Annotated in this window: 19 protein-coding genes; 10 read left to right on the forward strand and 9 right to left on the reverse strand. The window is 67.6% G+C overall.

Translation table 11 applies throughout. The features are described from left to right. The first annotated feature begins 44 nt into the window (after window positions 1–44). The gene (locus BLW05_RS21365; RefSeq protein ID WP_093165572.1) at window positions 45–1,865 is read left to right on the forward strand and encodes an acyl-CoA dehydrogenase; all 1,821 of its coding nucleotides are present in this window, start codon (window positions 45–47) and stop codon (window positions 1,863–1,865) included. A 16-nt stretch (window positions 1,866–1,881) separates the two neighbouring features. On the opposite strand, the gene BLW05_RS21370 is transcribed toward BLW05_RS21365, so the two are convergent. Genes BLW05_RS21370 through BLW05_RS21380 form a run of 3 tightly spaced genes read right to left on the reverse strand, consistent with a single transcriptional unit; the run spans window position 1,882 to window position 5,317 of the window. After that, window positions 1,882–3,150 (reverse strand): SAM-dependent methyltransferase, encoded by a 1,269-nt coding sequence (locus BLW05_RS21370; RefSeq protein ID WP_256330425.1) that lies wholly within the window; start codon window positions 3,148–3,150, stop codon window positions 1,882–1,884. Further along, window positions 3,147–3,935: a DUF1365 domain-containing protein gene (locus tag BLW05_RS21375; RefSeq protein WP_093165573.1), complete on the reverse strand. Its 789-nt coding sequence runs from the start codon at window positions 3,933–3,935 to the stop codon at window positions 3,147–3,149. The genes BLW05_RS21370 and BLW05_RS21375 overlap by 4 nt, the downstream gene beginning before the upstream one ends. Beyond that, window positions 3,932–5,317 (reverse strand): NAD(P)/FAD-dependent oxidoreductase, encoded by a 1,386-nt coding sequence (locus BLW05_RS21380; RefSeq protein ID WP_093165574.1) that lies wholly within the window; start codon window positions 5,315–5,317, stop codon window positions 3,932–3,934. The genes BLW05_RS21375 and BLW05_RS21380 overlap by 4 nt, the downstream gene beginning before the upstream one ends. A 110-nt stretch (window positions 5,318–5,427) precedes the next feature. Between BLW05_RS21380 and BLW05_RS21385 the strand changes: the two genes are divergently transcribed. Next, complete coding sequence (locus BLW05_RS21385) at window positions 5,428–6,087, forward strand: sigma-70 family RNA polymerase sigma factor (RefSeq protein WP_093165575.1); 660 nt, start codon at window positions 5,428–5,430, stop codon at window positions 6,085–6,087. After that, window positions 6,084–6,737, forward strand: a complete 654-nt coding sequence (locus BLW05_RS21390) for a ChrR family anti-sigma-E factor (protein WP_093165576.1) — start codon at window positions 6,084–6,086, stop codon at window positions 6,735–6,737. The genes BLW05_RS21385 and BLW05_RS21390 overlap by 4 nt, the downstream gene beginning before the upstream one ends. Window positions 6,738–6,743: 6 nt before the next feature. On the opposite strand, the gene BLW05_RS21395 is transcribed toward BLW05_RS21390, so the two are convergent. From BLW05_RS21395 to BLW05_RS21415, 5 genes are read right to left on the reverse strand one after another with little or no spacing between them, the layout of a single operon-like run. Continuing rightward, on the reverse strand, window positions 6,744–7,190 hold the full coding sequence (locus tag BLW05_RS21395; RefSeq protein WP_256330426.1) for a DUF2177 family protein: 447 nt from the start codon (window positions 7,188–7,190) through the stop codon (window positions 6,744–6,746). Between the two features lie 14 nt (window positions 7,191–7,204). After that, window positions 7,205–7,846, reverse strand: a complete 642-nt coding sequence (locus BLW05_RS21400) for a DUF6134 family protein (protein ID WP_093165578.1) — start codon at window positions 7,844–7,846, stop codon at window positions 7,205–7,207. Then, a complete protein-coding gene (locus tag BLW05_RS21405) occupies window positions 7,846–8,646 on the reverse strand; it encodes a DUF1295 domain-containing protein (protein WP_093165579.1) in 801 nt (266 codons plus the stop codon). The genes BLW05_RS21400 and BLW05_RS21405 overlap by 1 nt, the downstream gene beginning before the upstream one ends. Next, the gene (locus BLW05_RS21410) at window positions 8,643–9,239 is read right to left on the reverse strand and encodes a DUF2878 domain-containing protein (protein ID WP_177142756.1); all 597 of its coding nucleotides are present in this window, start codon (window positions 9,237–9,239) and stop codon (window positions 8,643–8,645) included. The genes BLW05_RS21405 and BLW05_RS21410 overlap by 4 nt, the downstream gene beginning before the upstream one ends. Beyond that, a complete protein-coding gene (locus BLW05_RS21415) occupies window positions 9,236–10,279 on the reverse strand; it encodes an SAM-dependent methyltransferase (protein WP_093165581.1) in 1,044 nt (347 codons plus the stop codon). The genes BLW05_RS21410 and BLW05_RS21415 overlap by 4 nt, the downstream gene beginning before the upstream one ends. A gap of 158 nt (window positions 10,280–10,437) precedes the next feature. On the opposite strand from BLW05_RS21415, the gene BLW05_RS21420 reads away from it, so the two are divergent. Next, complete coding sequence (locus BLW05_RS21420; RefSeq protein WP_093165582.1) at window positions 10,438–10,872, forward strand: Hsp20/alpha crystallin family protein; 435 nt, start codon at window positions 10,438–10,440, stop codon at window positions 10,870–10,872. Between the two features lie 12 nt (window positions 10,873–10,884). After that, a complete protein-coding gene (locus tag BLW05_RS21425) occupies window positions 10,885–11,289 on the forward strand; it encodes an Hsp20/alpha crystallin family protein (protein WP_093165583.1) in 405 nt (134 codons plus the stop codon). Between the two features lie 28 nt (window positions 11,290–11,317). Here the strand turns inward: BLW05_RS21425 and BLW05_RS21430 are convergent, their stop codons facing one another. Further along, window positions 11,318–12,502 carry a M20 aminoacylase family protein gene (locus BLW05_RS21430; RefSeq protein ID WP_093165733.1) on the reverse strand — a complete coding sequence of 395 codons (1,185 nt, stop codon included), beginning with the start codon at window positions 12,500–12,502 and terminating at the stop codon, window positions 11,318–11,320. Window positions 12,503–12,614: 112 nt separating this feature from the next. Here BLW05_RS21430 and BLW05_RS21435 point away from each other — a divergent pair, with 112 nt between their 5' ends. From BLW05_RS21435 to BLW05_RS21455, 5 genes are read left to right on the forward strand one after another with little or no spacing between them, the layout of a single operon-like run. Then, on the forward strand, window positions 12,615–14,219 hold the full coding sequence (locus BLW05_RS21435) for an ABC transporter substrate-binding protein (RefSeq protein ID WP_177142757.1): 1,605 nt from the start codon (window positions 12,615–12,617) through the stop codon (window positions 14,217–14,219). A gap of 9 nt (window positions 14,220–14,228) precedes the next feature. Further along, window positions 14,229–15,206, forward strand: a complete 978-nt coding sequence (locus tag BLW05_RS21440) for an ABC transporter permease (RefSeq protein ID WP_093165585.1) — start codon at window positions 14,229–14,231, stop codon at window positions 15,204–15,206. Next, window positions 15,203–16,006, forward strand: a complete 804-nt coding sequence (locus BLW05_RS21445) for an ABC transporter permease (protein WP_093165586.1) — start codon at window positions 15,203–15,205, stop codon at window positions 16,004–16,006. The genes BLW05_RS21440 and BLW05_RS21445 overlap by 4 nt, the downstream gene beginning before the upstream one ends. Further along, window positions 16,003–17,019, forward strand: a complete 1,017-nt coding sequence (locus tag BLW05_RS21450) for an ABC transporter ATP-binding protein (RefSeq protein WP_093165587.1) — start codon at window positions 16,003–16,005, stop codon at window positions 17,017–17,019. Before BLW05_RS21445 ends, BLW05_RS21450 begins: the two co-directional genes overlap by 4 nt. Continuing rightward, window positions 17,016–17,849: an ATP-binding cassette domain-containing protein gene (locus tag BLW05_RS21455; protein WP_093165588.1), complete on the forward strand. Its 834-nt coding sequence runs from the start codon at window positions 17,016–17,018 to the stop codon at window positions 17,847–17,849. The genes BLW05_RS21450 and BLW05_RS21455 overlap by 4 nt, the downstream gene beginning before the upstream one ends. Window positions 17,850–17,855: the final 6 nt, after the last annotated feature.

Below are 17,855 nucleotides of genomic sequence, written 5' to 3' on the forward strand. Positions count from 1 at the left end.
CAGCGCTGCGCGCCCTGCCAATCATCACATTCAAGGACACCCCCATGACCTATCAGGCGCCCGTCAAAGACATGCTGTTCTGCATGAACGAACTGGCCGGCATCGAGCGCATCGCCGCCCTGCCCGGCTTCGAGGACGCCGGCATCGATACCGCGCGGGCCGTGCTGGAGGAATGCGCGCGCTTCACCGAAGGCGTGGTCGCGCCGCTCAACGCCGCCGGCGACAAGCAGCCTTCCTGGTGGCAGGACGGCCGCGTCACCACCACACCGGGCTTCGCCGACGCCTACCGGCAGTTCGGCGAGGGCGGCTGGCAGGGCCTGCAGCACCCCGCCGAGTTCGGCGGGCAGGCGCTGCCGAAGACCATTTCGGCCGCCTGCGCCGAAATGCTCAACAGCGCCAACCTGAGCTTCGCGCTGTGCGCGATCCTGACCGACGGCGCCATCGAGGCGCTGCTGACGGCCGGATCCCAGGCGCTGAAAGACCTGTACCTGCCCCGCATGATCTCGGGCGAATGGACCGGCACCATGAACCTGACCGAGCCGCAGGCCGGCAGTGATCTGGCATTGGTGCGCACTCGCGCCGAGCCCCAGGGCGACGGCACCTACAAGGTGTTCGGCACCAAGATCTTCATCACCTACGGCGACCATGACATGGCGCAGAACATCGTCCATCTCGTGCTCGCGCGCCTGCCGGGCGCACCCGAGGGCGTCAAGGGCATCTCGCTGTTCGTGGTGCCGAAGTTCCTGGTGAACGCGGACGGCACGCTCGGCGAACGCAACGACGTGCAGTGCGTGAGCATCGAGCACAAGCTCGGCATCAAGGCCAGCCCCACGGCCGTCCTTCAGTTCGGCGATGGCACGGCGGGGAGCATTGCGGACCACGCCGCTCCTGGCGCCATCGGCTACCTGGTGGGCGAGGAGAACCGCGGACTGGAGTACATGTTCGTGATGATGAACGCGGCTCGCTATGCGGTGGGCCTGCAGGGCATCGCGGTGGCCGAGCGAGCGCGCCAGCTTGCCTCGGCCTACGCACGAGAGCGCGTGCAGTCGCGCCCGGTGGACGGGTCGCTGCCCGGCGCCGCGCCGATCATTCACCACCCGGACGTGCAGCGCATGCTGCTCACCATGCGCGCACAGACCGAGGGCTGCCGTGCACTGGCCATCGCCGCAGCCGCGGCCGCAGACGCGGCGCATGCGCATCCCGATTCCGACGTGCGCCGCCGCGAGCAGGCGATCTACGAGTTCCTGGTGCCGCTGGTGAAGGGCTACTCGACCGAGATGAGCCTGGAGGTGACGAGCCTGGGCGTGCAGGTGCACGGCGGCATGGGCTTCATCGAGGAGACCGGCGCCGCGCAGCACTACCGCGACGCGCGCATCCTGACCATCTACGAGGGCACCACCGCGATCCAGGCCAACGACCTGGTGGGCCGCAAGACGGTGCGCGATGGTGGCGCCGTGGCACGCGCGTTCGCCGGGGAGATCGCTGACGTGGAGGCCAGGCTGCGACAGCGCGACAGCGAGGCCGCACAGGCCATGGCCCAGCGCCTGGCGGCGGGCCGCGAGGCATTCCTCGAAGTCGTCGACTGGGTGCTCGCACGCTTCAAGTCCGACCCGAACGCCGTGTTCGCCGGCTCGGTGCCCTATCTGTTGCTCACCGGCAAGCTGGCCGTGGGCTGGCAACTGGGGCGCGCGCTTCTCGCGGCCGAAGATCGTCTCGCCGCGGGCGACGATCCGGCGTTCATGCGCAGCAAGATCACCGTAGCGCGCTTCTATGCCGATCACATCCTCACCCGCGTGCCGGGCCTGCGCGACAGCATCGTGGCGGGCTCGGAGGCGGTCGTGGAGATGGCGCTCGACGACTTCTGAGGTCCGCACCCCCGCGTCAGCGCGCAGCCCGGTGCCGCAAGGTATAGAGCCCGACGTCGACGCGACCCGCCCTGAAGCCGGCTTCGCAATAGCTCAGGTAGTACACCCAAAGCCTTCGGAACGATTCATCGAAACCCAGGGCCTCGATGGCTGGCCAGGCGCTGGTGAAGCGCTCTCGCCAATGGACGAGCGTTGCCGCGTAACTCTCCCCGAACGATTCCGCTCGCTGGATCTCCAGACCCGCGCGCAGGGCCTGCGCCTGCAACGCGCGCCATGACGGCAACATGCCTCCGGGAAAGATCAGACGCTGGATGAAGTCGGCGCTCGCGCGATAGCGTCCGAAATGCGCATCGTCGATGGTGATGATCTGCAGCACTGCGATCCCGTCGGACGTGAGCCGCTGGCGCAGCGTGTCGAAGTAGCCGGGCCAGAATCGTTCGCCGACGGCCTCCACCATTTCGACGGAGACGATGCGGTCATAAGTCCCGCGTACGTCGCGATAGTCCTGAAGACGCAAGTCCATCTGCGATTGCAGGCCTTCCCTGCCGGCGCGGAGCCGTGCATGCGCGAGTTGCTCGGTCGAAAGCGTCAGGCCCGTCACGTGCGCTCGACAATCCCGCGCAAGCGCAACCGCCAGTGCCCCCCAGCCGCAGCCGATCTCCAGCACCGGGGCGTCTGGCGGCACATCCAGCAGTTCCACGATGCGCGCGATCTTGTTCGCCTGAGCCGCTTCGAGCGATTCATCGGGAGAGCGATAAAGACCGCTGGAATAGATCAAGTCCGGATCCAGCCATTGCGCATAGAAGTCATTGCCCAAGTCGTAGTGGAAAGAGATGTTCTCGCGGCTCCCGCGGCGCGTGTTGCGGCGCATGAGATGGCGCAAGCGCTCGATGCCTTGCATGGCCTTCGATCCTTCGATCGCCCCGGTCCAGTGCTCCTCATTGCGCAAGACCAGCGAGAGCAGCGCCGGAAGATCCAGCGTCGACCAGTCACCGTCGCGATAGGACCGTGCAAACCCCAGGTCGCCCTGCAGCGCCAGTCGCAGTAGCGCCCGCCATCGGTGCAGCACGACCGTGACATGCTCGCCAGCCATCGCACCTCGACCTTCGATGCGTTCTCCGTCCGGCAGCTCGATCGTCATCGCGCCCTCGCGCAGCCCAGCCAGGAGCCGCAGCGCCAGCCGGCGAAGCGGCCGCTTTGCCCAGGCGGCAATGCCGCGGGAGAAAGTCTTGCGCGAAGGCCGGGATGCGGAGATGGCCTTCGACGGCGTGGATGTCGTCGTCACGATTCCTCGTTCCTCGCGATGGTGACTTCGGCGGCGGGGACGCCGGGATGCGGTCGCACCTGAACGCCTTTGAGCCACAGCAGGAGCGCCTCCCAATGGATGGCGGCGACGACCTTGAGCGTGAGGAGCGGGAAGGCAAGGAATGCCAGCACAAGCGTCCGGCTTGTCAGCGGGCGGCGAGCCGCTTCCATCCTCGCGATGAGCACCGGTCCGTCCCCGTCGCTTGCGGTGATGGCGATTCGCAGGCCCGGCCTGTCGGAAGCCGGCGGCTCGACGTCGAAGCGGTAACGCATGTCGATATCGAGAAAAGGCGAGACGTGGAAGCCCTTGCCGCAGTGCTGGACGACGCGGCCCCCCGCCGCGTCGCGATCCCTCACCTCGACGAGATAGCCGTGCCGCTCGCCGAAGGTGTTGTTGACTTCATAGAGCATCGCCTGCAAGACGCCATCGGGGCGATGGCAGAAATACACGCTCAGCGGATTGAAGGCGTAGCCGAGGATGCGCGGCATGGTCAACAAGTGAATGGGTCCGCCGGCGCTCAGGCCGGCAGCGCGCAGGTGCCGCTCCGCATAGGCGCGCAGGCCCTGCCCGTCGCCGTGGTCGCGCGCATGGAGGCTGAAGAGGTTGAAGCGGTCGAGCGAGAACAGCCGCAGGCGCCGAGAAAGCTGCGGCAGTTCGTCCAGATCGACCAGCAGCCAGAACACCCGGTAGCGCAGCAGATGCGGCACCGGGCGCAGGCGTCGATGCATCACGCCGCCGGCGTAGAGCGCAGAGCCGCCGCTCACGAAGCCATCGCCAGCGGCGACCTCAAGTGGATGCGGCCGGACTCTCCGGCCACCTGCCACGGCCGGCGCACGCCACCCATCGCCTCGGCAACGGCCAGCCCGGCCTGCAGGCCGTCCTCATGGAAGCCGGCACCAAAGTAGGCGCCGCAGAACCAGATGCCGCGCCGACCTTGCAGCGACCACAGTTCGCGTTGCGCGCGGATCGCCGTCGCATCGAACAGCGGATGCTCGTAGACCTCCGTGCGGATCACGCGGCCGGGCTGCAACGCGCACGACGGATTCAGCGTGAGGAACAGCGGCGCCGCGCCCGGCAGCCGCTGCAGCCGGTTCATCCAGTAGCTGACGCAGAGCGCGTCTTCGCCGCGCCGGTCGGCAATGTAGTTCCAGCTCGACCACACGCGCCGCCTGCGCGGCATCGCGGCGGGGTCGCTGTGCAGGACGGCAAGGTTGCGGGTGTAGCGAAAGGCCCCCAGCAGACGGCGTTCGTCCGGCCGGGCATCGGGCAGCAGGCGCAAGGCCTGGTCCGCATGCGCAGCGATGACGACCTGATCGAAGCGCTGGGGCTCGTCGCCGGCGCCGGTTCGCACTTCGACGCCACCCGCCACCGGACGCACCTGCACGGCGGGGCAGCCCAACCTCAGGCGCGAGGCGAGCCCGCGCGTGAGCTTCTCGACGTAGCACCGGCTTCCGCCGCGCACCGTGCGCCATGCGGGCCTGTCGCCGAGCATCAGCAACTGATGGTTCTCGCAGAAGCGCACGAAAGCCTCGGTCGGGTACTGGCCGATGCGCGCCGCCGAAGTCGACCAGATCGCTGCCGCCATCGGGTAGAGGTGGTCCTCGCGGAACGCGCGGCCGTAGCCGCGAAGGTCGAGATACGCGTCCAGCGACATCAGGCCGATGTGGCCGGCATCGATCGGCGCCTGCCGGTAGAAGCGCACCAGATCGCGCAGCATCGACCAGAAGCGCAGCTTCACCAGGTTGCCGCGCTGCGCGAAGAGCCCGCGCAGGTCGGAGCCCGAGTACTCCAGCCGCCCGCCGTCGAGGCTCACCGCGAAGGACATGTCGGAAGGATCGGTTTCGACGCCGAGATGCGCGAACAGCGCCGTGAGGTTCGGGTACGCGGCCTCGTTGTAGACGATGAAGCCGGTGTCCACCGCCACCGGCTCGCCACCCGTGCCCGTCACGTCCACCGTGTTGCTGTGGCCGCCTGGCCGAAGGTCCGCCTCGAACACCGTCACGCGGTGGCGTTGCGACAGCAGCCACGCGGCGGAGAGGCCGGAAATGCCGCTCCCGATCACCGCGATGTCGAGACGATCCCCGCCCGTGCGGCCCGGTGGCGGAGAGCGGAAGTGCAGCCCGTGGGGCTCGGCAAGAAGGGTCATGGCCGCTTATACGACGCCGGCGCGCGGATGGATTGGTCTGTCGTTCACGACGCATGCATTTCGTGCACAGGCCGTGTGATCTAATGGCCCGCCGCTGCCGTATAAGCGGCATGAACACCGCTCCCCAGCCCTCGTCGGCCATTCCGGCAAATGGTCAACGGACGCCGTGGCTGTCGGTCGTGACACCGGATTCCCCACGGAGGGCCATGCCGACGAGTGAAGAATTGAACGGGCTGGCACGTGCCGTGGCGGTCGAAGCCGACAGGCAGGCCTTTGCCGCGCTTTTCAAGCATTTCTCGCCGCGCATCAAGTCGTACCTGATGCTCGGCGGCACCAGCGACACGCTCGCCGAAGAATTGGCGCAGGAGACGATGGTGAACGTGTGGCGCAAGGCCGCGACCTTCGATCCCGAGCGCGCCAACGTCACCACCTGGGTCTTCACCATCGCGCGCAACTTGCGGGTGGATCATTTCCGGCGGCAAGACTCCCGGATGATCTACGGCATCGACGACGAGGATACCGACAGGCAAGAGGATCTGCTTCCGCCCCCCGAAGAACAGGTTCTTGCTCGCGAACGCGAAACCAGAGTCCGGCAGGCCATGGCCCGCCTGCCAGAAGAGCAGGCACGGGTCCTGCGCCTGTCGTTTTTCGAGGAACGGGCGCACGCCCGCATCGCGGCGGAACTCGGGATTCCGCTCGGCACGGTCAAGTCGCGCGTGCGCCTGGCCGTGAACCATCTGCGCCGACTGCTCGGCGACATCGAACCATGATCCACCACCATCCAGCCGATGATCTGCTCCTGGGTCTGGCGGCGGGCGACCTGACAGGCGGCGTCAGCGTCCTCACGGCCAGCCATGTGGAAACCTGCACCTACTGCCGCGAGCGCCTGCGGACGCTCGAGATTGCCGGCGGCCTGCTTCTGGAAGACCTGGCGCCGGCGACGCTTTCCGCCGATGCGCTGGCGCGCACGATGGCCGCCATCGATGCGCCGCTGCCGCCCTCTGCCGCAGCCACCACCGGGGCCCGGCTTCCGCCCCCCCCGGAAGGCATGAAGTGGCCGCAGGCGCTGGGCGACTGCACCGCGACCGCCTGGCGCTGGATCGGTCCCGGCATGCGCTGGAGCCGCGTGACGGTGCCGTCCGATCCCGCCGCCAAGGTGTTCCTGCTCCGCATCGGCGCCGGCAGGAAGCTGGCGATGCACACCCATGCGGGCATGGAACTCACGCAGGTGCTGTACGGCCGGTTTCACGATGGCCGCGATCTCTTCGGCGAGGGCGATTTCGACGAGACCGACAGCACCGTGCACCACCAGCCCGAAGTGCTGGCATCCGGCGAATGCATCTGTCTGGCCTATGTCGGCGGCGAGATGGTGTTCAAGGGCATGCTGGCACGCACGCTCGGCGCGCTCATGGGCATGTGAGCCCTCTCATAGGCCAGCGGCGCGCGGGCGGCCCCACTTCATCGCCGCACCGCATCCCGCCGCGGCGGCGATTGCGGTCAGGCACGTGCCCCACGCGAGATCGACGAAGGTCACCCGCCACGCCCAGCGGGCGAGCGTCGCCTGATTGGTGAGGTCGTAGGTTGCGTAGGCGACCAAGCCGAACATCGCGCCCCTGAACATCGCCACCTGCCAGCGCCGCTGGTCCAGGCCAGGTGCGACCGCGAACAGCACCACGCCGGTCAGGTAGACGGCATAGAACGCCATCGCCGGCAGCACGTCGAAGTGCTCCGCCATCAAGTGGCCGATGGCGGCGCGGTAGAGCCGGTCGGCCATCAGCGTGAGCCACATGGCGTCGAGCGCCAGCATGGCAAGTCCACTCGCCGCGTAGGCCACCACGAACTGCCTGGCCGACAGGCAGGTGCCCAACAGCAAAGTCGCCCGACTTCTCATTGCAGCCGATAGCTCAATGTCCGGCCGCCAGCGACGGTGGAGTCGAGCCCGATCCAATCGCCTTGCGCCGAGTACCACACATCCAGCGGCGCGACCGGTCCCTCGATGCGCCAGTGCTGCGCGACGACAGGCTCGCCGCGCACGTCCAGCGCACCTTCGCCGACCCGATGGATGTGCACCCGCTCCTCCACGCCGCTCTGTGGATTCAACAACCTCGTTTGCTGCCGCAGGGCTGGATTCCAGTAGGCGAAGGTCATCGTGCAGCCGGAGAGCGAGCGCGAAGCGCCATTGACGGTGACGTCGAGCCGGCCGTCGCCGCCCGCCCGTACGCGCACCTGCGACACCTTGCCGTCGTCGTCAGTGAATGCCGAGAGTTGCGTCACGCAATCGCCCCGCCACGACTCCGAAGCCCGGTGCCGATATCGGTACACGGGAATCCCCAGGAACTTGACCAGGAAGTCGGCTTCGCTCACCACCCGCCGCTCGTCCTCCGTGCGGGTGACGCTGAAGCGGTGCTCGCCGATCGCCACGCCGTCGAGCAAGACCCGGAAGCGCCATTCGGCGCCCTCGGCACTGCCGCCGCCGAACGCGCAGGCCGCAGTGAACGCGAGGACGAGCGCTTTCTTCGGCACGCCCATCAGATCGCCCCCCTGCGCGGCGGCCCCGGCACGAAGGCGTTCGTTCGGGCGATGTAGTCGCGGTACGCGGGACGGCGCTCGGCCATGTCCTTCTCGAGCATGACGACGCCGGAAACCTTCAACAGCAACACGGTCATGAGAATCGGCGAGACGGCACTCCACGCGCCGGCCCACCCCGCGCCCGAAACCGCCATCAACCACAGCCCCCACCAGACACAGGCCTCGCCGAAATAGTTGGGATGCCGCGTGAATCGCCAGAGGCCGCGATCCATCACCTTTCCTCGATGCGCGGCATCCGCCTTGAAGCGCGCGAGTTGCGTGTCGCCGATGGATTCGAAAACGACGCCGAAGACTGTGAGCGCGGCACCCGCCCAATCGATCCAGCCCCAAGGCGCTTCGCCGATCGCCCCGACCAGGAACGGCGCGGATACCACCCACGCAAGAACGGCCTGAAGCCCGAACACGAGATAGAGACTCTTCCAGCCGAACCCCGGCATGTTGCGTTCGCGCAGCGCACGATAGCGCCGATCCTCGCCGTGGCCCCAGTTGCGAATGGTGAGGAAGATGCCAAGGCGCGCCGCCCACACGATGCCGAGCAATGCCATCACGGGCACCCGCGTCCCCCCGGCGGCCGGTAAGAGCGCCATCTGCACCAACCCCGCCCCGCAAATGGCGAGGGGCCAGATGCGGTCCGCAAGGCTGGCGTCCTCGCGGGCAAGACTGACAACCCACGTCATGAGCCCCAGCGCCAGACACAGCACCAGGCCCCACGTCATCGGCCACAGCAAGGCGCCGTTCATGCGCCGCCCTCCTGCCGGCTCACGCCGTCGAAACGCATCGACAGCCAAACCAGCACCGGCATCGCCCAGACCCATGTCATTGCGATCAGGAGCAGGGCCGGAACAGTCTCGACGAACCGGGCCGCACCGAGCCGTGCGCCCGCCGCAAAGGACACCGGCCCGCCGAACGCGCCGAATGCCGCGGCCAGAAGCCAGCGGCCCCGCAGCCATCGCAGTGAAACGTTCAGGCAGATCGAGAACAGCGCCCACATGGCGACGAGCCAGTACGGCGGCCACCAGCTGGCAGCACCCTCGCATGAAGGGAACGTCACGTAGCCGAACGCACCGTTCGCCGTCTCCACGAGGAAGCCGACGAGGGTGACCGCCGCCACCAGCCGTGCCTCGCGCGCCGGTCTGTCGGCCAGCCCCAGATGCCATAGCACCGCGCATGCAACGCAAAAGACGCTCCAGAGCGGAATGCAGTACGCCGCACCGAAGACGGCGGCAAACCAGGTGGCCTGAAATACTGCGAAGTTCGCGAGCGCTGCCGCGCGCGTGGGCGTTCGGCCGTCACTGCCGGCCGCCACGCGCAACTTCAGGCTGGGCAGCCTCACACGCGCTTTCCGAAAAGGTAGTGGCCGACCCACCACCGCTGCCCATCGTCGTAGCCGAACAATTCGGCCACCGACATGAAGAAGACGCGCCACCGCGCCCACCACACCTGCGCATCCGCCCCATAGACGTCAACAAAGAGCGGCTCGAGCGCGTGCCGGCTGGCATCCATGCGGTGCAGCCATGCCTGCGCCGTGCGCTGGTAGTGCGTGCCGTCCCATCGCCAACGCCGCTGAAGCTGCAGATCGTCCTGGCAATGCAGCGCCAGATCGTCGCTCGGCATCATGCCGCCGGCGAAGAAGTGCCGGCTCATCCAGTCGCTCGCGTCGGCATCGACGAAGTCATACGGCACCGTGCGGTGCACGAACACATGCATGAAGAACATCCCTTCCGGCCGGAGCCAGCGCGCCACGTTCGCGAAGGCACGCGGCCAGTTGCGCAGGTGCTCGAACATCTCGACCGACACGATGCGGTCGAATCGATCACCGGTGTCGAAGTTGTTCATGTCGCATGTGACCACGCGCACATTGGTCAAGCCCCGCCGCTTCGCCTCTGCCTCGATGTACAGGCGCTGCGAGTGCGAGTTCGACAGTGCAGTGATGCGGCTGCGCGGATAGCACTTCGCCATCCACAGCGTGAGCGAGCCCCAGCCACAGCCCAGCTCCAGCACCGACTGGCCGTCCTGCAGGCCGGCGCGCTCGCAGGTGAGCCGCAGCGCTGCCGCTTCGGCGTCCGCCAGCTCCGTCACGCCGTCGGGCCAGTAGCCGCAACTGTACTTGCGGTGGGGTCCCAGCACGGCGCCGAAGAACTCGGGCGGCAGTTCGTAGTGTTGCTCGTTGGCCCTTTCGGGAGACATGGCAATCGCCGCGGTGCGCATGCCCTCGATGAAACGGTGCGTGCGCTCCGCGTCGTCGGCCGCGCGTCCGCTGCGCAGGTCTGCGAGGCGCGACCTCAGGAGCCTTCGGATGCCCGCGCGAGTCACCCCGTCGGGCACGATGCCGCGCTCGACCCAGCCGATCGCCATGGCGGTGTTTCTGGTCATTTGCGATCAATACGTGGCGAGTGCGCGACCGGATCACCGGCAAGCCGTCAGATGCGTCGCGAAGCCTCTTGAAATCTGCAGGCGCATTCCTAATTCCTTCCCCGGAAGGGCCGGGGGCGGTCTCCGGTGCTTCATTTGACCCAAATGGAGGTTTCGCTATGTACCGATCTCTCTTCGCGCGCGACATGTTCGCCGAGATGGATCGCCTGCAGCGCGAGATGCAGCAGGCCTTCGATCTGTCTCCCAGCATCCGCGGCTTCGGCCGGGGAGGCTTTCCGGCCCTCAACGTGGGCAGCACGCCGGAAGCCATCCACATCTACGCCTTTGCACCGGGCATCGAGCCGTCCAAGCTCGAAATCCATCTCGATCGAGGGCTGCTGACGATCGCCGGTGAGCGCCCGAGCTCGCTGCCTGAACAGGCTGCCGGCACCGTGCACATCGACGAACGTTTCGCGGGGACATTCCGCCGTGTGATCACGCTTGCGGAGGATGCGGACCCGGACGCCGTGGATGCGAAATACACCGATGGCGTGGTGCACATCACGGTTCAACGTCGCGCTTCGGCCCAGCCGCGCCGCATCACCGTTCAATGAAGGAGAAGGATCATGAATGACATCAGGACCACCAACTCCGATGCCAATCGACAACCGGCGCGCAAGCAGCAGTCGAGCTACAGCGACGCCGCACTCACGCCGCCCGTGGACGTGATCGAGGATGCGACCGGCATCACCGTTTTCGCCGATCTGCCGGGTGTCTCACGCGAAAAGCTCGATCTCCAGATCGAGTCGGACACGCTCACCATCGAAGCCGAAACGGCGCTGACGGTGCCCGAGGGTCTGCAGTCGAGCCATTCGGAAGTGGGCTTGGCGCGCTTCCGGAGGGTCTTCACGCTGAGCAAGGAACTGGACGCCGAAAAGGTCTCCGCGCAACTCAGCAATGGTGTGCTGACGCTTCGGATTCCGAAGTCCGAGCGCGCACAGCCGCGGCGCATCGACGTGAGAGCCGCCTAGGCGGGACGCCGACCCGGGCCATCCTGGATCAGCGCAGGTAGGCCTGGGCGAGCGCGACCCAATAGCTCGCCGTGCTGGGCAGGATCTCGTCGTTGAAGTCGTACCCCGTGTTGTGCACCATGCAGCCCGGTCCGCTGCCGGGCTTGCCATCGCCGTTGCCGACGATGAAGTAGCTGCCGGGCACCGCGTTCAGCATGAACGCGAAATCGTCGCTGGCCTGCAGCGGCGCCATGTCGGGGATCAGTGCCTTTTCTCCCATCGACGCGCGTGCCACCTGCTGTGCGAATGCGGTCGCGGCCTCGTCGTTCACGCAGGGCGGCATCTTCCACTGGTAGTCGACGGTGGCGCTGGCGCCGTGCACCGCGGCCTGTCCCTGCGCCATCGCGATGATCCGGTCGCGCAGGAAGGCGCGCACCTCGGGCTTTCGCGCCCGGATCGACAGCTTGAGCTCCGCGCTGGTGGGGATCACGTTGGGCGCCTTGCCGGCGCTCATCGCGCCCACCGTGACGACCGCCATGTCGTTGGGATCGACCTCGCGCGACACCAGCGTCTGCAGCGCGAGGATCAGGTGCGCCGCGACCATGATCGGATCGACCGTCGTGTGCGGCATCGCGCCGTGGCCGCCCTTGCCCTCGATGGTGATGACGGCGGTGTCCGACGAGCTGTAGATAACGCCCGGCAGGAAGCCGAACTGCCCGGCCGGGAAACCGGGCTCGTTGTGATACGCGTACACCGCGTCGCACGGGAAGCGCTCGAAGAGGCCCTCCTCGACCATCCTCTTCGCGCCCATCAAGCCTTCCTCGGCCGGCTGGAAGATGAGGTTGAGCGTGCCGTTGAAGCCCTTGGTGACCGCCAGCAGTTGCGCCGCGGCGAGCAAGGTAGCGGTGTGCCCGTCGTGGCCGCAGGCATGCATCGCGCCCGGCTTGCGGCTGGCCCACGCGAGGCCGGTGGTTTCGGTCATCGGCAGGGCATCCATGTCGGCGCGCAGCCCCAGCCGCCGGGCGCCGTCGCCGACCTTGAGCGTGCCGACCACGCCGGTGCCGCCGATGCCGCGATGGACCGTGTAGCCCCAACGCGCAAGGCGCTCGGCCACCAGTTCGCTGGTCTGGAACTCCTCGTAGCCGAGTTCGGGATTCGCATGGATCTGACGGCGCAGGCCGACCATCTCCTCGGTCGAGGCCCGGATGCCAGGATGGATGGGAACTGAGATCATCGGAGAGCCGCCTTCAAAGCACTGGGATCGCATTTTCCACGCCAATAATGCGGGCTGCCCCGATGGCCTCGATATTGCTTCGGGAAGCGGCTCCGCAGGAATGCCCCCGACGATGACTGACCACTTGAAGAACTCCACGCTCCCTCGTCTCACCCGCCGCCAGTTGACCCTCGGCGCGCTCGCTGCGGCCGGCGGCCTCGCCACCACGCGCTACGGGCGCGCGGCCACCGGCAAGGGCACCGCGGTGCTCGCCATCGATGCGGATCCGCCGACGCTGAACCTCGGCACGACCACCGACTTCGCGGCCGGCGATGTCTCGGCCAAGATCCTCGAAGGCCTGGTGTGGCTCGATCCGCAATACAACCCGAAGCCCTCGCTCGCCACCGCATGGACGGTGTCGCCCGACGGCAAGACCTACCGCTTCACGTTGCGCCCGGGCGTGAAGTGGCACGACGGCAAGGACTTCACGAGCGCCGACGTCAAGTTCACCTTGATGGAAGTCATCGGCAAGCTGCATCCGCGCGCGGCCCCGGTGTTCAAGAACCTCGGCGTGGAGGTCGACACGCCTGACGCGCTGACCGTGGTGGTCCGGTTGCAGAAACCTTACGCGCCCCTGCTGTCGCAGATGACGGTGTTCGATGCGCCGATCCTCCCGCGCCATCTGTACGACGGCAGCAACATCGGCACGAACCCGGCCAACCAGAAGCCGGTGGGCACCGGTCCTTTCAAGTTCGGCGAATGGAAGCGCGGGGCCAGCATCAAGCTCGTGCGCAACGACCAGTACTGGGACGGCGACAAGCCCTTTCTCGAATCGATCATCTTCCAGGTGATCCCGCAGGCGGCCAACCGCGTGCCCGCGCTGCAGACCGGCGAGATCGACGAACTGCTCGACTTCTACACGCCCAAGCCCGAGGTTCCGCGCATCCTGGCGGACAAGAACCTGGTGCCGCGCCGCGGCGTGAACATCCCGGCGGTGTACTTCCTGATGTTCAACACGCAGTCGCCGCTGTTCTCGAAGATCGAGGCGCGCCATGCCGCGGCCCTGGCGATCGACCGGCAGCGGCTCGTCAAGCAGGCCATGAACGGCATCGCCCGCCCGGGCGCAGGTGCCTTCGGCGACGGCTTCAAATGGCTCTTCAACGACGACGTGAGCTACGCCAAGAAGTACCCGCTCGATCCCGCGCGCGCCAAGGTCCTGTTCGAGAAGGCCGGCGCCAAGGCCGGCAGCACGACGGTGCGGATGCCCTTCGACGCCAGCCGTGCGCAGATGCGCGCGCAGGCCCAGATCATCCAGGACAACCTGCGCCAGATCGGCCTCGAAGTGAAGCTGGAGCCGCTCGAACGCTCGGTGTACTACGACCGCGTGTTCGCCAAGCGCGACTACGACATGATGCTGGGCTCGTACTTCTCGGCCGGCGACCCGGCCATCGGCTATACCCGTCTGTACAACACCTACACCGGCACCGCGCCCAACACCAACGCGAGCGGCTACTCGAATCCGAAGGTCGACGACCTCCTGAGCCGCGCCGCGACGGCCACCGATCGCGAGGTTCGTGCCAAGCTCTACAAGGAGCTGCAGGTGATCCTCAACGAGGACCTGCCGACGCTGGTGCTGTTCGATGAAGAGACGGTCGACACCGCGAGCAAGAAGCTCACCGGCGTGTTCCCCGCGCTGGATGCGCGCGACCAATGGGCCGGCGTAAGACGCCTGGATTAGTCCTGGTCGATGTCTTCCTTCATCCTGCGGCGCCTGCTGCACGCGATTCCGCTGCTGCTCGCGGTGGTGGTGCTCAACTTCCTGCTGATCGCCTTCACGCCGGGCGATCCGATCACGCTGCTGGTGGGCGACTTTCCCGCGCCGCCCGAATACCTCGAGCAGATGCGCCGCGAGTTCGGGCTCGACCAGCCGGTGTGGATCCAGCTGCTGCGCTACCTGGGCAAGGTCGTCCAGGGCGACTTCGGCTTTTCGTTTGCCAACCAGCAGCCGGTGGCGGCGCTCATCCTCGAACGGCTGGGCGCCACGCTGGAACTCACCATGACCGCGCTCGCGTTCGCGAGCGTGCTGGGCATCGTCTTCGGCGTCGTCGCCGCGCGTTCGGCCACACGCACCGGCCGCGGGCTGGTCGACTCGGCGATCCAGGGCGTTTCGTCGGCGGGCTATTCGATTCCGGATTTCTGGCTCGGCCAGTTGCTGATCCTCGTGTTCGCCATCTGGCTCGGATGGCTGCCGTCTCAAGGCAACAACCCCGTTCGCGGCGCGGCGCCGGGCTTCGGCGGCTTCATGCAGCACCTGTCGTACCTGGTGCTGCCGGCCTTCGCCCTGTCGCTGCGCTACCTCACGCTCATCACGCGCATCACCCGTGCCGCGATGCTGGAGGTGATGAACGCCGACTTCATCCTCGCTTCGCGTTCGCGCGGCGCGTCGGAGTGGACAGTCGTCGTGGTGCACGCGCTGCGCAATGCCGCGGCACCGGTGCTGACGGTCATTGGCTACAACGTCGGCTTCGTGCTCGCGGGCTCGGCCTTGATCGAGGCCGTGTTCGCATGGCCCGGCATCGGGCGGCTGCTGTATGAATCGATCTCCAAGCGCGACTATCCGGTGATGCTGGCGATCCTGCTGATGGTGTCCGTCACCGTGGTCATCGCAAATCTCGTCACTGACATCATTCACCGACTGATCGATCCGAGGATCGAACGCGCATGAAACGGCCGACGACGCTGCTTGCACTGGCCTTCCTCACGCTGCTCTTCACGCTCGCGATCTTCGCGCCACTGGTCACCGCCTACGACCCGCTCGGCGGCGGCGACAGCTCGCTGCTCGAACCGCTCTCGCCCGGCCACTGGCTCGGCACGGACGACCTGGGCCGCGACATCTGGGCACGTGTGGTCTTCGGCACGCGCATCTCGCTCACCGTCGGCGTCATGAGCGCGCTGGCCGCGGTCGTCGTCGGCGTGATCGTCGGCGCGCTGGCGGGCTACTTCGGCGGCTGGCTCGATGCGCTCCTGATGCGCATCGCCGAGTTCTTCCAGACGCTGCCGCGCTTCGTGGTGGCGCTGATCGTGATCGCGCTGTTCGGAACCAGCGTCTTCAAGATGATTGTGGTCATCGCCGCGCTCTCCTGGCCGCAGCTCGCGCGCGTGGTGCGCGCCTCGGTGGCCGCGCTCGCACAGTCGCAGTTCGTCGACGCGGCACGGGTGGCGGGCATGGGTCACGGCGCGATCATCGTGCGCGAGATCCTGCCCAACGTGGCAGCGCCGATCATCGTGCTCGGCTCGCTCGACATCGCGATGGCGATCCTGATCGAGGCGAGCCTGAGCTTCTTCGGCCTCGGCGATCCCAACCATGTGTCATGGGGCGCGATGCTCAACGACGCGCAGGAGTACCTGCGCAGCGCGTGGTGGATGTCGGCGTTTCCGGGGCTCGCCATCGCGCTCACGGTGCTGTCGTTCAACGTCCTTGGCGACGCCTTGAACGATGCCTTGAACCCACGGGGGCCGAAATGAGCAATGCCGATCTGCTGCTCGACCTGCGCGGCCTGTCGGTCGACATCGGCCGCGGCGCGACTGCGCTGCGGGTGGTCAACGACCTGTCGCTGACCGTGCGGCGTGGCGAGGCGGTGGGCCTCGTCGGCGAATCGGGCTCGGGCAAGTCGATGACCGCCTTCGCGATCATGAACCTCTTCCCGTCGCCTCTGGCGCGGGTGGCCTCGGGGCAGGTCCTGCTCGAAGGCCGGGACCTCGCGCAGTTGAGCCCCGCCGAACTGCGTGCAGTGCGCGGCGCGCGCGTGGGCATGGTGTTCCAGGACCCGACGAGCTACCTCGACCCGCTGATGCCGGTCGGACGCCAGATCGCCGAGCCGCTGCGCGCGCACGGGCATACCGAGGGGCTCGAGGCGCGGGTGCTCGAACTGCTCGACATGATGGAACTGCCCAACGCCGCGCGCGTTGCCCGCCAGTACCCGCACGAGCTCTCCGGCGGCATGCGCCAGCGCATCCTGATCGCCACCGCACTGGCGATGCGGCCCGCCTTGCTGATCGCCGACGAGCCGACCACGGCGCTCGACGTGACCGTGCAGGCAGGCATCCTGAAGCTGCTGATGCGCCTGCGCAAGGTACTCGACCTCGGCATCCTGCTGATCACGCACGACCTCGCGGTGGTGGCCGAGACATGCCAGCGCGTCAACGTGATGTACGCCGGCCAGGTGGTCGAGTCGAACGCGGTCGCGCCGCTCTTCGCGGCGCCGCGCCATCCCTACACGCAAGGCCTGCTGGGCAGCATCCTGAGCCCGCGGTCCCGCGCGCATTCGCTGTTCTCGATTCCGGGCAGCGTGCCCATCGCCGGCCACTGGCCGGAAGGGTGTCGTTTTCATCCGCGATGCCCCATCGCCCGCGCCGGTCTCTGCGACAGCGCCGTGCCGGCGCTGCGATCGCACGGCGCCGGCGCCGACCGCTGCCACCTGAGCGACGAACCGATCGCCGCCGACGCGTGGCGGCGCAACGAGGTCGCGTCAGCATGAACGCAAGCACGACCGCACCGCTTCTCGAAGCCCGCGACCTGAGCCGGCTCTTTCCCGTGCGCGCGAGCGGCGGGCTGTTCCGCGCGCGGCAGATGCAGCGCGCGGTGGATCGCGTGTCCCTGACGATCCGGGCCGGCGAAGTGCTGGCCCTGGTCGGCGAAAGCGGCAGCGGAAAGACCACGCTCGGCCGCATGCTGCTGGGCCTCACCGCACCGAGCGAGGGAACCATTCTCTACAAGGGCATGGACGTCGCGACGCGGTCCGGCGAGGCGGCGCGCAGTTTTCGCCGCGAGGTCCAGGTGGTGTTCCAGGACACCGGCGGATCGTTGAACCCGCGTCGCACCATCGGCCAGAGCGTCGCGCTGCCGCTGACCTATCACCGCGGACTCGACCGGCGCGCCGCGGCGGCCGAAGTCGATGCGCTGCTCGACCAGGTCGGGCTGCCGGCCGCGCACTTCCGCGACCGGCTTCCGCACGAACTCTCCGGCGGCCAGCGCCAGCGCGTGGGCATCGCGCGTGCGCTGGCACCCAACCCCGCGCTGATCGTTGCCGACGAGCCGGTGTCCGCGCTCGATGTCTCGGTGCGCGCGCAGATCCTCAGGCTGATGTTCGATCTGCAGCGCGAGCGGAATCTCTCGTACCTCTTCATCACGCACGACCTGGGCGTGGTGCGGGCCATGGCCGACCGCGTGATGGTGATGCACCAGGGCCGCGTGGTGGAAAGCGGCGATGCAGACGTGGTGCTGAACGCGCCACGCGATCCCTACACCCAGCGACTGCTGGCCGCCACGCCGATCCCCGATCCGTCGCGCCAGCTCGAAGCACTCTGACCTCGC

It is taken from the genome of Variovorax sp. YR216 (assembly GCF_900107745.1).
In the GTDB taxonomy this organism is placed as follows: Bacteria; Pseudomonadota; Gammaproteobacteria; order Burkholderiales; family Burkholderiaceae_C; genus Variovorax.

What these genes read in the sequence shown, in the direction of transcription:
- BLW05_RS21365 (WP_093165572.1), top strand. Translation starts at nt 45, where the DNA reads ATGACCTATCAGGCGCCCGTCAAAGACATGCTGTTCTGCATGAACGAA.
- BLW05_RS21380 (WP_093165574.1), bottom strand. Translation starts at nt 5,317, where the DNA reads ATGACCCTTCTTGCCGAGCCCCACGGGCTGCACTTCCGCTCTCCGCCA.
- BLW05_RS21385 (WP_093165575.1), top strand. Translation starts at nt 5,428, where the DNA reads ATGAACACCGCTCCCCAGCCCTCGTCGGCCATTCCGGCAAATGGTCAA.
- BLW05_RS21390 (WP_093165576.1), top strand. Translation starts at nt 6,084, where the DNA reads ATGATCCACCACCATCCAGCCGATGATCTGCTCCTGGGTCTGGCGGCG.
- BLW05_RS21400 (WP_093165578.1), bottom strand. Translation starts at nt 7,846, where the DNA reads ATGGGCGTGCCGAAGAAAGCGCTCGTCCTCGCGTTCACTGCGGCCTGC.
- BLW05_RS21405 (WP_093165579.1), bottom strand. Translation starts at nt 8,646, where the DNA reads ATGAACGGCGCCTTGCTGTGGCCGATGACGTGGGGCCTGGTGCTGTGT.
- BLW05_RS21415 (WP_093165581.1), bottom strand. Translation starts at nt 10,279, where the DNA reads ATGACCAGAAACACCGCCATGGCGATCGGCTGGGTCGAGCGCGGCATC.
- BLW05_RS21420 (WP_093165582.1), top strand. Translation starts at nt 10,438, where the DNA reads ATGTACCGATCTCTCTTCGCGCGCGACATGTTCGCCGAGATGGATCGC.
- BLW05_RS21425 (WP_093165583.1), top strand. Translation starts at nt 10,885, where the DNA reads ATGAATGACATCAGGACCACCAACTCCGATGCCAATCGACAACCGGCG.
- BLW05_RS21430 (WP_093165733.1), bottom strand. Translation starts at nt 12,502, where the DNA reads ATGATCTCAGTTCCCATCCATCCTGGCATCCGGGCCTCGACCGAGGAG.
- BLW05_RS21435 (WP_177142757.1), top strand. Translation starts at nt 12,615, where the DNA reads ATGACTGACCACTTGAAGAACTCCACGCTCCCTCGTCTCACCCGCCGC.
- BLW05_RS21440 (WP_093165585.1), top strand. Translation starts at nt 14,229, where the DNA reads ATGTCTTCCTTCATCCTGCGGCGCCTGCTGCACGCGATTCCGCTGCTG.
- BLW05_RS21445 (WP_093165586.1), top strand. Translation starts at nt 15,203, where the DNA reads ATGAAACGGCCGACGACGCTGCTTGCACTGGCCTTCCTCACGCTGCTC.
- BLW05_RS21450 (WP_093165587.1), top strand. Translation starts at nt 16,003, where the DNA reads ATGAGCAATGCCGATCTGCTGCTCGACCTGCGCGGCCTGTCGGTCGAC.
- BLW05_RS21455 (WP_093165588.1), top strand. Translation starts at nt 17,016, where the DNA reads ATGAACGCAAGCACGACCGCACCGCTTCTCGAAGCCCGCGACCTGAGC.